Below are 13173 nucleotides of genomic sequence, written 5' to 3'. Positions count from 1 at the left end.
CGCACAAGCGCCGGAATCTGTAATCCTGTCGCGAAGCTTCGGCCGATAACGATAAAGCGCCCCTTGGGGGGCGGACGTATGGAGACTGGTCATGAACCGCACATGGATGCTCGCAAGCGTGGCGGCCTTTGCCGCCATTATCTGGCTGGCCGGTTGCAGCAGCACCACTACCACCGAAGCGACGATGTCGCCTACCGACGACGACGGCAGGCTCGACGACGCGGTGCTCGTTCCGGATCTGATTCCCCTGGCGACCTCGCCCATCGCCGACGTGCCCGTCCCGATGGGGTTCAAGATCAAGGAAAAGCAGACCCTGGAGTTCGGCGCCGGCTCGGCGCGGTATCTCGAGCACACGTATAAAGGCCGCGCCGACAAGTGGGAGCTCAACCGTTTCTTCCGCCAGCAGATGCAGGCCAACCGCTGGCAGTTCATCAACTACCTCGTCACCGACGGCGAGTTCACGCTGGAGTTCGAGAAAGACAACGAGCGCTGCCGCATCATCATCGCCGGCGCCGCCTGGTATAACTTCATCCATCCCACCCTCATCACCGTGCGCCTCTGGAGCACCGGCCCGGTCGAGATTCGCCCTGCCGACGCCGCCCGCGCCGTTACGCGAACCGGATTCTCCCGCGCCGCACCGCGATCTACCCGCGACTGACCCGCCCCGACGCGGCGGCCCGTTTCTCAGCCGCCATGTCCCCAACGCTCAATAAACTTCCCCCTTGGGCGTTTGCATTGCCGCGATTCCGCGGTAGAATGCCCGCTTCGCCCTGTTGTCCGTGGCCGCGCGTGCGGCCGCGCAGGCCGATCCGCACGACGAGTACCAATCGATGAAAGCAAAACGACGCCACGAATTGCAGCACAACGTGCTGGGAACTGAACTGAGCAAGCTTGGGGCCTTCCTCAAGAAATACGGCACGTATGTGGCCTGGGCGGTGTTGATCGTGGCGCTGATCGCCTTGATCATCAACTACTCCATGGGCCGCAAACGCACCGCTCAGCGCGATGTGCTGGCGCAATACCAGGCCGCCACTCAGAACCCCGAGCTCACTTTCGAGCAGCGCGTGGAGAAACTCCAGGGCCTCGCCCAGCAGGAGACCAACCCATTCGTGGCCGCCCAGGCGACCGTGACCCTCGGCGATGACTTCGCCGGGCGGCTGATCACGCTGCCGCCGACGACGCCCCCCGACGAGCGCAGAAAGATTCACACCCAGGCCGAAAGCTACTATCGCCAGGCGCTGGACAGTTTTTCCGATAACGTCCTGATCGTGGGGCGCGCCCGGCTTGGGTTGGCGCGTCTGGCCCAGACCACGGGCGATTTCCCCACCGCACGCAAAGAACTTCAGGCGATCGTCGACGACCCGCGATTGACCGGCACGCCCGCAGTGGCCGTGGCCAAAGACGATCTCAAGCAACTCGACGCCCTGGCCAAGCCCGTGGCCATGCAGGTGCAGTTGCCCACGACGGCCCCGGCCGCCACCTCCGCGGCGGCGACCGCCCCGGCGACCGCTCCGGCCCGGGCTACGTTGCCGTGAGGGGCGGGATTTTTGTCGGAAAGATTTTTCGCTTTCCACGTTGATATGGGCATGATTCTGGTGTAGGGTGCTTCGCATTGTGCGGCGGCGCATGGCAAAATGGAGCCGTCGCATTTAGAAGAAGATCTTACGGTACTGTTGGGAGAGTCATACATGGCAGATTTGCAAGCATTGGCAGACGCGTTGATCAAGGGCGATCGCAACAAGGTCGTCGAGCTGACCAAGAAGGCTTTGGAAGAGGGCGTGGGCCCGGCCAAGGTCCTCAATGACGGCCTCATCGCCGGCATGAACGTCGTGGGCAAGCGGTTCAAGGCCAACGAAATCTACGTGCCCGAAGTCCTCATCGCCGCCCGCGCGATGCACGGCGCGATGGACGTGCTGTCGCCCAAGCTCGTTGCCGCCGGCGTCAAGCCCATCGGCACCGTCGTTCTGGGAACCGTCAAGGGCGACCTGCACGACATCGGCAAGAACCTCGTCGGAATGATGCTCACCGGCGCCGGACTCAAGGTCGTCGATATCGGCACCGACGCCCCGGCCGAGAAGTTCGTCGAGGCCTGCAAGAAGGAAAACGCCCAGGTCTGCGCCATGAGCGCCCTGCTGACCACCACCATGCCCCAGATGGGCGAAGTGGTCAAGGCCATGAAGGCCTCCGGCGTCAAGACCAAAACCCTCATCGGCGGCGCTCCGGTCACCCAGAGCTTTGCTGACGAGATCGGTGCAGACGGATACGCCCCCGACGCCGCCAGCGCGGCCGACGTGGCCAAGACCCTGCTGTAACCGCTTCACGCGACCTCACAGGGCCGCGACGGCTGGTGCGAAGCGTTTCCAACGCCCGCCCCAGACGCCGCGGCCCTTTTTGCGCGCGTAGCACGGGCGTCTCGCCCGTGAGTAGCATGGGCGTCTCGCCCATGCTCCGTCTGTGTGGCATGGGCGTCTCGCCCATGCTCCCCGCCTGCGGCCAAGGATAGCCGCTGAGGTCGCTGAGGACGCTGAGGCCGAAAGAGGGCAAAACAGCTCCTTCCTCTGCGTCCTCAGCGACCTCAGCGGCTCATTAGTAATCGTTACAGACTATGGTATGATGAACCACATGCCTGACCCGGAAGACATCATTACAGAAGAGCAGGACCTGCCTCCCGACGAACAGGCCGACGAGCAGACCGCCGAGTTTGCCGACGACGACGTCGAGGGCGTCCAGACTACGCTGGCCGCCGACGAAGACGGCCTCGAGCATCTCCAGATCCTCATCCGCCGCCCCAAGAGCGACCGGCGGCTGGACAAGTATCTCGCCGGCCGACTCGGGCGCGACCACTCCCGCACCAGCCTGCAGGGCTACATCCGCGAGGGCAACGTCACCGTCAACGACAAGATCGTCAAGCCGCGCTACACCCTCCGCAGCGGCGACGTGATCGATATGATGCTGCCGATCGTCAAACGCCGCGAGATTCCCCCCGAGCCCATCCCGCTTGACGTCATCTATGAAGACGACGACCTGATGGCCGTCAACAAGCAGTCCGGTCTCATCGTTCACCCCGCGCGGGGCAACTGGACGGGCACGCTGGTCAACGCCCTGGCGTATTACTTCCAGAAGAACTGGCGCGACATTTCTGAGCTGCCCACCAGCGGCGAGGCGTTCCGCCCGGGCATCGTCCACCGCCTCGACCGCGACACCACGGGCATCATGCTCGTGGCCAAGAGCGAGCAGGCCCTGTGGCGGCTGGGGTGGCAGTTCGAGCACCGCAAGGTACACAAGACGTACACCGCGATCGTCCACGGCCGCATGTCGATGAACGAAGACCTCATCGACGCTCCCATCGGCAAGCACGCCCGCATCCGCGAGAAGTACGCCGTCCACCGCCTGACGGGCCGCCCGCTGCCGGTGACGATCAAACCTGCTGTCACGCGCTACAAAGTGCTCGAGCGCCTCGCCGCCGGCCCCGGCGGCACAATGCCGTTCACGCTGGTGGAGTTGTACCCTCAGACCGGGCGCACGCATCAGCTCCGCGTGCATATGAGTTACATCGGCCACCCGATCGTCGGCGACCGGATGTACGGCGGCGGACCGCTGTACATGAGCCAGCTCGATGGCCACGCGGAAGTAGCCGACGGCCCGCTGATCACGCGTCAGGCGTTGCACGCGCACACGATCGCCTTCACGCACCCGCGCACGCGCGAGCCGATGGAGTTCACCGCCCCCTGGCCAAAAGATTTCACCGACACGCTGAATGAGTTGCAACGACGAAGCGAGCGGGTATAATTCCGAGCCGTGGCACAGCCTTTCCAGGCTGTGTCAATGGTTCACAGGCTGGAAAGCCTGTGCCACGGGCGATTAGCTCAGTTGGTTAGAGCGTGCGGATCACACCCGCAAGGTCACTGGTTCGAGTCCAGTATCGCCCACTGGTTGATTTGGACCGTAGAGGTCAGTTGGGGTCTCACCTAGTTTTACAGCCGAAATATCGAGGTTTTCTTCTTCCGTCTGCCGCTGTGTCCCTTCCTGCCCGTCTGTGGAATGCACTGGCTGGCCGCGATTTTGGCCGCGATTTTCTCCCTCGCCTTGCTTCGCCTTGCCGGCCGCCCGGGTCCAGTGTTCTTCGGTGGTCTGAAGGTAATGCCGCATGGCAATCTTGGGGGTGTTGCCGATCCACCGGCAGACGGTCTGCACCGGGTACGTCTCGGCAAGCTCTGTCTCGCGGGTGCTGCGAAGGTTCTGGAACAGCTTGCCCCAGGGCGTCACGCCCGCCCGCTTGATGATCTTCGTCAACTGCGTGCGCAGGTTTTGCTTGGGGTCGCGATAGCGGGTGATAACGTACTCCGTGCCTTCGGCCGCCTGTTCAAACACGTCGCGCAGGTGCGGCAGGATTTCCGGGAAGATCGGCACTTGGCGGATACCGCCGTCCGCATGGTGCTCCGTCTTGTCGCTGTGGACTGTGAACCGATCATGTTCCCAGTCAATGTCCACCCACTTGAGCTTCAGCACTTCAGAGGGGCAGCGCAGGCCGCCATAGCGGGCCAGGGCGAAGATCAGCTTCCACTGGGCATCCGGGCAGGCCGCCAGCACCGCCTGCGCCTCTGTCTCGGTCACGTAATAGAACCGCTTGGCATTCTCGCGCACGACCGTTGCCTGCCCGTCGAATGGATTGTCACCGATCAGCCGCTTGCGCTGTGCCGCCCGGAAGAACTGCTTGGCAATGCCCATGCGTCGGCGGACCGTGTTATCGGCCAGGGCTTCCCGGTCGGTTTCATCGTCGCTGGTGGCAAGGTGAACCCGGAAAGCGTCGGCGTCGCCGGGCGTGATCGTGTCCAGCCGCCGGCCTTCCCCGAAGAAGTTAATCAGGCAGCGCTTGGTGTGGCCGTAGACCGTGCCGGTTGATTCCTTCACGTCGCCGCGGCCGTCGATGTAGCTTTGCAGCCACTCGCCCAGGGCGGGACAGGTGCGCCGCTCGCGAGGTTCGAGCAGATCGAGCCCTTCAAGCTGGCGCCGCAACTTGCCGGACAGGTCCGCCGTCCATGCCGCCGTTGCGTCGGGCACCGGCTGGCCGGATCGCTTCGCCCTGCAAAGTGCCTCGACGTGCGAGCACATGCTTTCGGCCGCCCGCGAGTTCACCTTGCCCACGCCGATACGCGGGCGCTTGGGCGCCGGCACTGTCGGGCACTCGTTGGGACCGAGCCTGATTTGCTTCGCGCCGCTGGGGGTTGTGGATACGCTGGCCACGTTAAGACTCCCTTCTGTTCTTCTGGCGGACGATGATCTCCAGGCCGAGCACACGGGCCAGGCGTTGGAGGTTCGCGACGTTCAGGCCGCGCTCGCCGTGCAGGAACCGAGACAACTGACTCTCGAGGATCCCGCTCTCTTTGGCAATGGCGTAGCGGCTTCGGCCGCTTGCCGCCAGTGCTTTCCGAATGTCATCGTCAATCGCCATCGTAGGTATCATAACCGATACTTGCTAATTGTCAAGTAGTGACTCAAGATTTTTTTCGCGCACGCGCGAGGGGACCGGCCAGCCGGGGGAAGTACCCACCGGCCACTTGGGGGCAAAGTGTCGGGTTGTCGGACTGTCGGACTGTCATACGTGACATATAAACCAAGTTTGTCGGGCATTTGTCGGACACATTTACTCTTTCTTCCGTTACTTGTCGGGCAGTTGTCGGGCGCTCTTGTCTCTTGAGCAGCAGTACAAGACGCGCCCGACAGTCCGACATGCCCGACAAATCCGACAGCATCAAGGCTTCCCCTTCCCTTGCTTGACGACAAACACCCGGCCGTCGAATGAACCATGGCCGGCGTCGGCGAGGTCTTGCAAGGCGACCCGTGCGGCTTCGGCGCTGGGGTAGCTCCGTGAATCGGCTCGCTGGATGTCGCGTGGCGTCGCCTTACCGCCTCGCCTTTGGACGAGACTCAAGAGAGACGGGACCCGCTCCCCTTGGGCGCGGCCGCATGTCGTCTCAAAGACCCGAAGTGTCTCGTCAAGGAACCACTCCGCCAGGCGGACGCCCGCGGCCATGATCGGCCCGGGCATGTGACAACCAGCGGGGTACTCGTCCAGGGCGCAGGCCATGCCATAGAGTACGAACGCCAGCCTCGCAGCCTGCACGTCAGCTTTGGCCGTGATAGCACGCTCCGTCCCGGTCAAGTGGTGCAGGCGTTCGGCGACTTCCTCATACCACTGGACCCAGGCCGCGTCTGCTTCGGGCGAGAGAGTAACGATCTTCGGCAGATACTGGCCTGTGTCGGTTTCCAAGGAATCGAAGGGCGTCGTCCGCAGGCGGTCTATCAACTTCCTCCAGAATGCGGCTTGCTGTTCGCTGATCCCGACGTTTGACCATCGCCGCTTTTGCTCCGGGGGCATGGCTGCCAGTGCTCGAGGAAAGAACCCACTGGCCAGCTTCTCTGCGTCCGCTGCTTTGCTCAGCAGTTCCGGCTGAATAGATCCTGCAATGCTGACCGCTGGCGCCGGGATCATGTTCCGCTCATCGGTAGTTTTGCGGTCCACGCGGATAGGTTTCGCGTTCCACATTCTGATCCACTTCTGCTGATCCCCGCCGGCGCCTTTGCGGTATGCGTCGAAGGATTGAAGCCAGCCAGCGAGTTCGTCGCCGGCCAGCAGAAGGCCGCGCGGACACTTGCCCAGCCGCGCGAGAACCGCTTCGCTCGTCGCGTCGTCAATGATGTACTGCTCTTGCCGAACAGAAAGCATTGCGTCGCCGGCACTGGGCATTGGCGGCACTTGCCACATTGGTCCTACGGCCACCGCAAACGGGCCCGACTTATTGGTGCCCGTTCGCGCGACAAGAAAACACCACAGCACCGGGGGAACGTCGAAGTCATCCTTGATCCGCAGCCGCCAGGCATTGCCCATTGCCGCCGCGACTGTGGCCAGCACAGGCAGGACCACAAAGACCGGATCAACGCTGTGCGCTTCGGCCACCGCCTGGACGAAGCCACCAATCCGGCGGGGCAGGGCGTCGAGGGGGAAAGGCCGCCACTGTCGACCGCTGGCGCGTTCGCGGTCAGCGGCCCCGCGCAGACAGTCTGCGAGTCCGCACATAACGTCAAGCACCTGGGCATCGCTGACGCCGGCCAGGATAGGGGCCATCGCCTTTTCGATCTGGCCTTTAATGGACTCCGCAGACTGGCCGGCCAGTGGTGACGGCGCCGACTCCCCGCTGTCTGATTGAACAGCGCCACGAAGAACCGCATTCGTCCCGCCCAATAGTTCCTTCATATGGGCTTCTTCCTGTGCTTTTTCCTGATCGAGCAGCTTGCGGACCGCCTGCTTTCGCTCATCTTTGATTGCCTGCAACTCTTGGCCGAAGCGGTCGCAGTCGCGCCAGTACGGAGTATCTTCGTCGGAGTCGCGGCCGGCATACCAGGCAACGATTTCTTCGTTGTCTGCCTGCTGATCCGCTTCCCTCAGAAGGGCGTCGAAGTCGCTGATAGCATCACGAACCGCTTTTGCGTCAGTGCTGCCGGCCAACTTGCTTTCAATGCCGGCTATGCGGTTCAGCAGTTGCCGCTCATTCTGCAGCGTGAACCCAACGCGCCAATAGTCGAAGACGTGTGGCGCCAGCGCGGCCGCGGCATTCTCGGCAACGTGAATCACGGCCGCCCAGAATTGCTTAGCCTCATCGGGACTGGTGAAGGTCAACGCCTCTTTGCCGAAAAGCAGCCATTCGCCTCGCCAGCCGGCAGTCACGCATTCACCATACTGGACCGCCGGCATGTAGACTGCTCGCCCTCGATGTTGGCAGGCGACGTACCCGCTGTCCAGGAGCGACTTCCGGCATGAATCAGACGGCGCGTTTTCAGTCGCGACCCAGCCAGCCATATCGACCTCGCCGGCATCGTGAATCGCCGGGGGCATGAACCACTGACAGGCTGTCGGGGGCACGTAGTCACGGGCCATGTTCTTGGCCAGGTTCAGAAGATCGTCGTGACCGCAAACATCGGCTCGAAGCATCGCGTCGCACAGCAGGAGAATCCCGGCCGCCCGGCCGCGTTCTGCTGGTGATAGCTCACCCGGCCGGCTAGGTGGTTCAACTGGAGGCGGGGGAGAGGTCTCCGATTCCAGCGGAGGCGGGGGAGGATTCTCCAATTCCCGTTGACTCTGGCATATTCGCTGAAGTACGTTGAGCCCTGACACAGGAGCCCGACCCACAGGAAGGCTCGAATTGTGGCCGCTTTGGCGAGCGGCCACTTTTATTGTGGCAACCATTGCTACACCGCCTTCCCCGTCGCACGGCAGCCGCCGGCAATGAAGTCCTCGATTTGACGGCGCGGCCAGCGCACCAGTTTTGTGCCCAGCTTCACCGGGCGGGGGAAGGCGCCCGCATCCACCAGCCGCCGGATGTGTCTCGGCGAGCAGTCCAACATCGAAGCGACGACTTCCGCTCCGATCAGAAGAGCCCCTTCCTTCGCCTCATCCTTGCTGTCGCAACTGCATTTTTCTGAACGAATCATCGTTGCCACCTTTGCGGCCAAGCCGCTTTAAGAAAACCTTTGCCCGCCGCGTCCATCGCGGATAGGTCATGCGTGGCATTGTGGGAGTGGCTTCTGCTGTCTGCCAGAGGGCAGGTCGCGAGTTGCGGTGAGTTCCTGTGAGTTGCCGCCAGTTACGGCGAGAAAATGGCGTGGAGAAAGCGGCTTAGGTATGGCCGGCCGGTTCAAGGTCAAGGAATAACCCGTCGTTCAGGTCAAAACGATGTGTCTCGCGGTTTATGTGCCAACCTGAAGATGGGTACTTTTTGAGGTGGTCCCATATCTTATCGGTTGAACTCCGCAAAGCTTCGGCCGCCTCTTCCATGCTGTAGATACGAGACCACTTCTGGTTTGGCTGGCCTTCTGCAGGTGGAGGCGGGGGCGGTGGCGGTGTAGCCTGCGAAGTGGAAGGCACCGAGACCTTCTTGCAGTGCTGGCCAGTCTGACGGGCGGGCCGCATGGCAGTGGCTTCCGCCTCGGCAACGTCGGCGGGAAGCGGAAGAAACTTTCGGACCGCATGAAGGTACTCTATCGCTCTGTGACTACCCTTCGTGCCCATGTCCTGACGTATGCCAGCCAAGTCATCGGGAAAAATGAGTAGATGCAAAATCACTTCGTCTCGCCCGTCTAGCTTGGGTGCAAGCGATTGCCTTGATTGGCGTCCGCGGCGATCCTTATCCGTGTCGACAACCAGATCAGTCAGGCGAACAAGATACGTTATCATCTCATCGCATGACGGCTCATCGGATTCGCTGGCTTTCATCAGGCGGCGATAGATCGCGCCATCGTGCATAGCCATGCTTCGGACCTCGCCGGGAGTCAGCACTTCGAAGACTGCATCCTCATCATCCCCGCAAGGGTAGCCTGTTGCAGAACTCGCCGCGCGATGCCTGACAGTTTCGGCCGCCAAGAAGCAGCGCACCGCCTCTTCAACCAGTTCCCTATTGGCGCGAGCTCTAGCCCCAAACTCATTGACGACATTCCAGAGAGCGTCGATTCCCTTCGCCAATGTCCCAGTGCCATCCATGCCCCACAGCCTACGACAGACAACCGCTGGCCGCAAGAGTCATGTTGTGAAAATTACCCATTCGCCGTAGACTAGGTAACTTAACGTCCCTTCTCCCGCGCCGGGCGGGGGCGTGGTAAAGATTCTGCACGGCGCGGGAGTCCCGTTTCCTTCGGAGTCCCTTCGTCCCAAGGTCGCCGGCCAGGCTGGGCGTCATCGGCTTTAAGCTTGCGTATCCGCACTGGTCGATTACCATATTGGCAGCCGGCGGGGTTCGGCTGGTCTGATGCGCGGGTAGATTCATTTGTTTGAAAGGGTGCGACGATGATCCGTTACGAGTGCGACAGGTGCGGCGCAATTCTCGAAAGCCCTGAATCCCTCGCAGGCGAGAGAGACACTTGTCCCCTTTGCAAGCGCGTCACGATGGTCCCGATCCAGCGGCGCAGACCGCGACGCATGCTTCGGCTCTTTGGCATATCCGGGTTTGTCTGTCTTGCCCTGGGCCTTGTGGTGACCGTCGCCCTTCTTGGCACAGGCAAGCCCGCGCCCCAAGTGTCGGCGGCACCGAAGACGGCCGCTGAGGCGAAACAATCGCAAGGGCAAGCCGCGGTAGCGGATGCCGCACGGGGTAAGGCGCCCGATCTCACGCCTGAGCAACTGTTCGAGAAGGCCTCGCCCGCCGTGGTCTACATCGTCGTGCGGGACAAGGATCTCAAGCCTCTCGGCCTTGGGTCCGGCTTCTTCGTCGATGCCGGCGGCCTGATCGTCACGAACTTCCACGTCATAAAGGGCGCGGAATTCGCCGCCGTGCGCCTCAGCAGCGGGGCCACGCTGTTTGTCGACGGCGTGGTTGCCACCGATCCCGACGGCGACTTGGCTCTGCTCAAAGTTTCCGGCAGCGGGTATCCCTGCCTCGCGCTTTCCAAAGGGGGCTTGCCTAAGGTTGGTGCGGCCGTCTTCGCCATCGGCAACCCGCAAGGGCTGGAGAATACCTTCAGCAGCGGTATGGTGAGCGGCCACCGGGAAATCAAGGCTGGCATGCCGGCCATCCAGGTAACTGCCCCGATAAGCCCCGGCTCCAGCGGCGGGCCACTGCTCAACGCCGGCGGCGAAATTGTCGGCGTCACAACGGCCTACTTGGGTGGCGGCCAGAATCTCAACTTCGCCGTCCCCGTCTCCGGTGTCTCGGCGCTGATGCGCAAGCAAGGTAAGGTTCAGACCCTTACCAGTGCAGGAGGCCGCCGCCTCGACAGCGCCGAGACCGAAGAACTGGACAAAGCTTGGGCGGCCATAGCGAAGAAGGACTGGGGCACAGCCACGAGCATACTCACATCGCTCCGTGAGAAGCAGAGAGACAATCCGGTTGTGTGGTACGCTTTGGGGCAACTGCATGCGGCGATTGGCAATCACGACATCGCGCTCCAACATTACCAGGTCGCCATTGATCTAAAACCAAACTACGCTGCGGCTCACTTCAACATGGGCTTGGCCTGCAGCACCCTCAACCGCCACGCCGATGCCATCGAAGCCTACAAGCAGGCCATCGCTATCAAGCCCGACATGGCTCAGGCATATAGCTGGATGGGCGACGCATGGTCGAAGATGAAATGCCATAGAGATGCCATTGAAGCCTGCAAGAAGGCTATCGCCATCGATCCGAATTATGCGCTGTCCTACAGGGTCATAGGAGTTGTCTACACTGATCTGAAGCAATACTCCCAAGCCATTGAGTTCTTCAAAAAGGGCATCGCCATTGACCCAGGCGACAATCGAGCCTATGTGATCATGGCGCGCGCCTACAGCGAAATGGACCGGCATGCCGAGGCCATTGAAGCTTGCAGACAAGCCCTTGCCATCGCCCCGAATTATCCTGGAGCCTACTTCCGGCTCGGGGCTTCCTGTGAGAAACTGAATCGCAATGCCGAGGCCATTGAAGCCTACGAGCAGTACCTCCGCCTAGAGCCTGCAGGCGCGATTGCCCCCATGGTGGAGAAGTATTTGGCAAGAGTCCGCCTTGCAGGCCAATGATTTGTGCACACACGCGGGGGGCGAGATACCTTGGGTCCCCGGTCGCAAAACGGGGTGGGGGTGTGGTAAAGATTTCTGGCGGCCTGGGAGTCCCGTTTCCTTTTTTGAGTCCCTTGCCGTGCTATCACGTTCCCCCGCGCTGCCCCAGTGCTCGACGTGCCGGCCAGTGCGGGCGGTGCTATCACGCCTGGGCGGGGTCGGCATGGTCGCGAATCGCCCGTATCCGCTCGATCAGCTTGAGCGTCGGCGTTCCGTCGATTTCCCCGTCAGTCTCGCCGGCGTCGCCTTGCTTGGCCTGGGCGACCAGCAGCTTTGTCCAGATGTCTTTGACGAACATCAGGGCGAAGGCGGCATTCTCGCGACACATGCGGAGCAAGGTCCAGGCGAAGGCATCGGGGCATTCTTCCGCACTGGCGGCCGGGTTGTCGATGTTGCGGGCCACCCAACGGGCGATATCGGTCTCGTTGCCGATCTTGCCGGCCAGTGCGGCAGGGGCAAGGGGCAGGCTGCCGCCGCGGGGTCCATCGGCCGCAACGTCGGCGCCATCGCCCCCGGTGTCGCCGGCGTCGGCGCCGCTGCCGGCCTTGGGCATGACTTCCGCCAGGGCGGCCGTCCGGGCGTCGCCGGCGTTGTAGCCTTGCGCCTTCAGTTCGTCGCGCCGCTGCTGGAACGCCTGCCACTGGCCGGCCGCTTGCAGCCGCTCTTTCAGAAACTTGTCGATCCTTCCCGCCATCGTCTCACGCTCGCTTTCAAACTCGCGCCCGGCCGCGCTGCAACACGGCCGGGACGCCTCGCAGACTTCGCCGGCCAGACTTTGGCCGGCGCTCCTGTGGGGCACTGTCACCGTGCTATCATGCAACCGCCGCCGGCTGCTGCTGGCCGCGCTTCAGAAGACGCCTCGCGCGATCGAGAGTCAGGCCGCGCGATTCCGCGTCGCGGCGGACCGCCGCAATAACCCGGTCCCGGCTGTCGCGCGGGAGCCCCATTACTCTGCTCACGAATGTACTCGCTGACGTTGCTTGCTTCTTGCTCATGCTTCTGTCTCTTTCTGCCCGTCTCGGCCGGGCGATGGTATTGCCCCTGTCCGGGGCGTTGTCTTGCCGGGCGCTGTGCCCGGCCTTGTACGCTCTGCGTTGGCTTCTGCCGCTTGGGGCACGTGCGGGCGGGCGGTCCACCCCGCCCCGGAACCGTTCGCCGCTCCTGGGCGTCCTGTGGCGTTGCCGGCCGGCATCATACCGCCCGTCCTTCTTCGCCGGCCAGACGCTCGACGAGCAGGCGGGCGATGGCGGCGCGGCTTGCCGCCGGCAGGCTGCTGATCATCGCCTGCCTTTGCTCTGCGTCCAGACTGGCCAGCAGGTCCGCCAGGGCGTGCAGCCGGGCGTCGCCTTCATGCGGCAAGGTGGCAGGGGCGAGAACCGCCCCGTTTGACCCGATCGGCGCAGACTGTGGCCGCGATTCTGGCCTCGATGAAGCGCGAACCTGCGAGTTTCCCGGCGAATTCGCGATTATTTCGAGTCCAGTATCGCCCAGTCTTCGTTCGCCGCTCATGGCGAACGAAGACTGGGCCACGGCGTAGCGTTCTTTGCGGAACCGGGCATCTGTTTGGCATCTCAGCAGCGGCGAACTACGCC

The 13173-nt window shown here is 62.8% G+C and carries 12 protein-coding genes and 1 tRNA gene; 7 read left to right on the top strand and 6 right to left on the bottom strand.

Annotation, left to right across the window (positions count from 1 at the left end):
• The first annotated feature begins 91 nt into the window (after positions 1–91).
• The 6 genes from ABFD92_19885 to ABFD92_19860 all read left to right on the top strand — a co-directional run bounded on the left by ABFD92_19885 (position 92) and on the right by ABFD92_19860 (position 4902).
• On the top strand, positions 92–658 hold the full coding sequence (locus ABFD92_19885; GenBank protein ID MEN6506802.1) for a hypothetical protein: 567 nt from the start codon (positions 92–94) through the stop codon (positions 656–658).
• A gap of 172 nt (positions 659–830) precedes the next feature.
• The gene (locus ABFD92_19880; GenBank protein MEN6506801.1) at positions 831–1535 is read left to right on the top strand and encodes a hypothetical protein; all 705 of its coding nucleotides are present in this window, start codon (positions 831–833) and stop codon (positions 1533–1535) included.
• A 153-nt stretch (positions 1536–1688) separates the two neighbouring features.
• On the top strand, positions 1689–2312 hold the full coding sequence (locus ABFD92_19875; protein ID MEN6506800.1) for a corrinoid protein: 624 nt from the start codon (positions 1689–1691) through the stop codon (positions 2310–2312).
• A gap of 310 nt (positions 2313–2622) precedes the next feature.
• Complete coding sequence (locus ABFD92_19870; protein MEN6506799.1) at positions 2623–3789, top strand: RluA family pseudouridine synthase; 1167 nt, start codon at positions 2623–2625, stop codon at positions 3787–3789.
• Between the two features lie 66 nt (positions 3790–3855).
• Positions 3856–3929, top strand: a tRNA-Val gene (locus ABFD92_19865).
• Between the two features lie 112 nt (positions 3930–4041).
• Complete coding sequence (locus ABFD92_19860; protein ID MEN6506798.1) at positions 4042–4902, top strand: hypothetical protein; 861 nt, start codon at positions 4042–4044, stop codon at positions 4900–4902.
• A gap of 343 nt (positions 4903–5245) precedes the next feature.
• On the opposite strand, the gene ABFD92_19855 is transcribed toward ABFD92_19860, so the two are convergent.
• The 4 genes from ABFD92_19855 to ABFD92_19840 all read right to left on the bottom strand — a co-directional run bounded on the left by ABFD92_19855 (position 5246) and on the right by ABFD92_19840 (position 9535).
• Positions 5246–5452, bottom strand: a complete 207-nt coding sequence (locus ABFD92_19855) for a helix-turn-helix transcriptional regulator (GenBank protein MEN6506797.1) — start codon at positions 5450–5452, stop codon at positions 5246–5248.
• Positions 5453–5752: 300 nt separating this feature from the next.
• A complete protein-coding gene (locus tag ABFD92_19850) occupies positions 5753–7990 on the bottom strand; it encodes a DUF3987 domain-containing protein (GenBank protein MEN6506796.1) in 2238 nt (745 codons plus the stop codon).
• Between the two features lie 257 nt (positions 7991–8247).
• Positions 8248–8490, bottom strand: coding sequence for a helix-turn-helix domain-containing protein (locus tag ABFD92_19845; protein MEN6506795.1), 243 nt, complete (start codon positions 8488–8490; stop codon positions 8248–8250).
• 184 nt (positions 8491–8674) lie between these two features.
• Positions 8675–9535: a hypothetical protein gene (locus tag ABFD92_19840; GenBank protein ID MEN6506794.1), complete on the bottom strand. Its 861-nt coding sequence runs from the start codon at positions 9533–9535 to the stop codon at positions 8675–8677.
• Positions 9536–9937: 402 nt separating this feature from the next.
• Here ABFD92_19840 and ABFD92_19835 point away from each other — a divergent pair, with 402 nt between their 5' ends.
• Complete coding sequence (locus ABFD92_19835; GenBank protein ID MEN6506793.1) at positions 9938–11542, top strand: tetratricopeptide repeat protein; 1605 nt, start codon at positions 9938–9940, stop codon at positions 11540–11542.
• 181 nt (positions 11543–11723) lie between these two features.
• On the opposite strand, the gene ABFD92_19830 is transcribed toward ABFD92_19835, so the two are convergent.
• Together ABFD92_19830 and ABFD92_19825 are read right to left on the bottom strand one after the other, a co-directional pair.
• Complete coding sequence (locus ABFD92_19830; GenBank protein MEN6506792.1) at positions 11724–12386, bottom strand: hypothetical protein; 663 nt, start codon at positions 12384–12386, stop codon at positions 11724–11726.
• Positions 12387–12772: 386 nt separating this feature from the next.
• Positions 12773–12940, bottom strand: a complete 168-nt coding sequence (locus ABFD92_19825; protein MEN6506791.1) for a hypothetical protein — start codon at positions 12938–12940, stop codon at positions 12773–12775.
• Between the last annotated feature and the right edge of the window lie 233 nt (positions 12941–13173).

This window comes from Planctomycetaceae bacterium, from assembly GCA_039680605.1.
Classification (GTDB): Bacteria; Planctomycetota; Phycisphaerae; order SM23-33; family SM23-33; genus JAJFUU01.
This window is presented reverse-complemented; position numbering and strand designations above follow the sequence as displayed.

Coding starts and splice junctions, on each gene's coding strand:
- ABFD92_19885 (MEN6506802.1), top strand. CDS start 92: ATGAACCGCACATGGATGCTCGCAAGCGTGGCGGCCTTTGCCGCCATT.
- ABFD92_19880 (MEN6506801.1), top strand. CDS start 831: ATGAAAGCAAAACGACGCCACGAATTGCAGCACAACGTGCTGGGAACT.
- ABFD92_19875 (MEN6506800.1), top strand. CDS start 1,689: ATGGCAGATTTGCAAGCATTGGCAGACGCGTTGATCAAGGGCGATCGC.
- ABFD92_19870 (MEN6506799.1), top strand. CDS start 2,623: ATGCCTGACCCGGAAGACATCATTACAGAAGAGCAGGACCTGCCTCCC.
- ABFD92_19860 (MEN6506798.1), top strand. CDS start 4,042: ATGCACTGGCTGGCCGCGATTTTGGCCGCGATTTTCTCCCTCGCCTTG.
- ABFD92_19855 (MEN6506797.1), bottom strand. CDS start 5,452: ATGGCGATTGACGATGACATTCGGAAAGCACTGGCGGCAAGCGGCCGA.
- ABFD92_19850 (MEN6506796.1), bottom strand. CDS start 7,990: ATGCTTCGAGCCGATGTTTGCGGTCACGACGATCTTCTGAACCTGGCC.
- ABFD92_19845 (MEN6506795.1), bottom strand. CDS start 8,490: ATGATTCGTTCAGAAAAATGCAGTTGCGACAGCAAGGATGAGGCGAAG.
- ABFD92_19840 (MEN6506794.1), bottom strand. CDS start 9,535: ATGGATGGCACTGGGACATTGGCGAAGGGAATCGACGCTCTCTGGAAT.
- ABFD92_19835 (MEN6506793.1), top strand. CDS start 9,938: ATGGTCCCGATCCAGCGGCGCAGACCGCGACGCATGCTTCGGCTCTTT.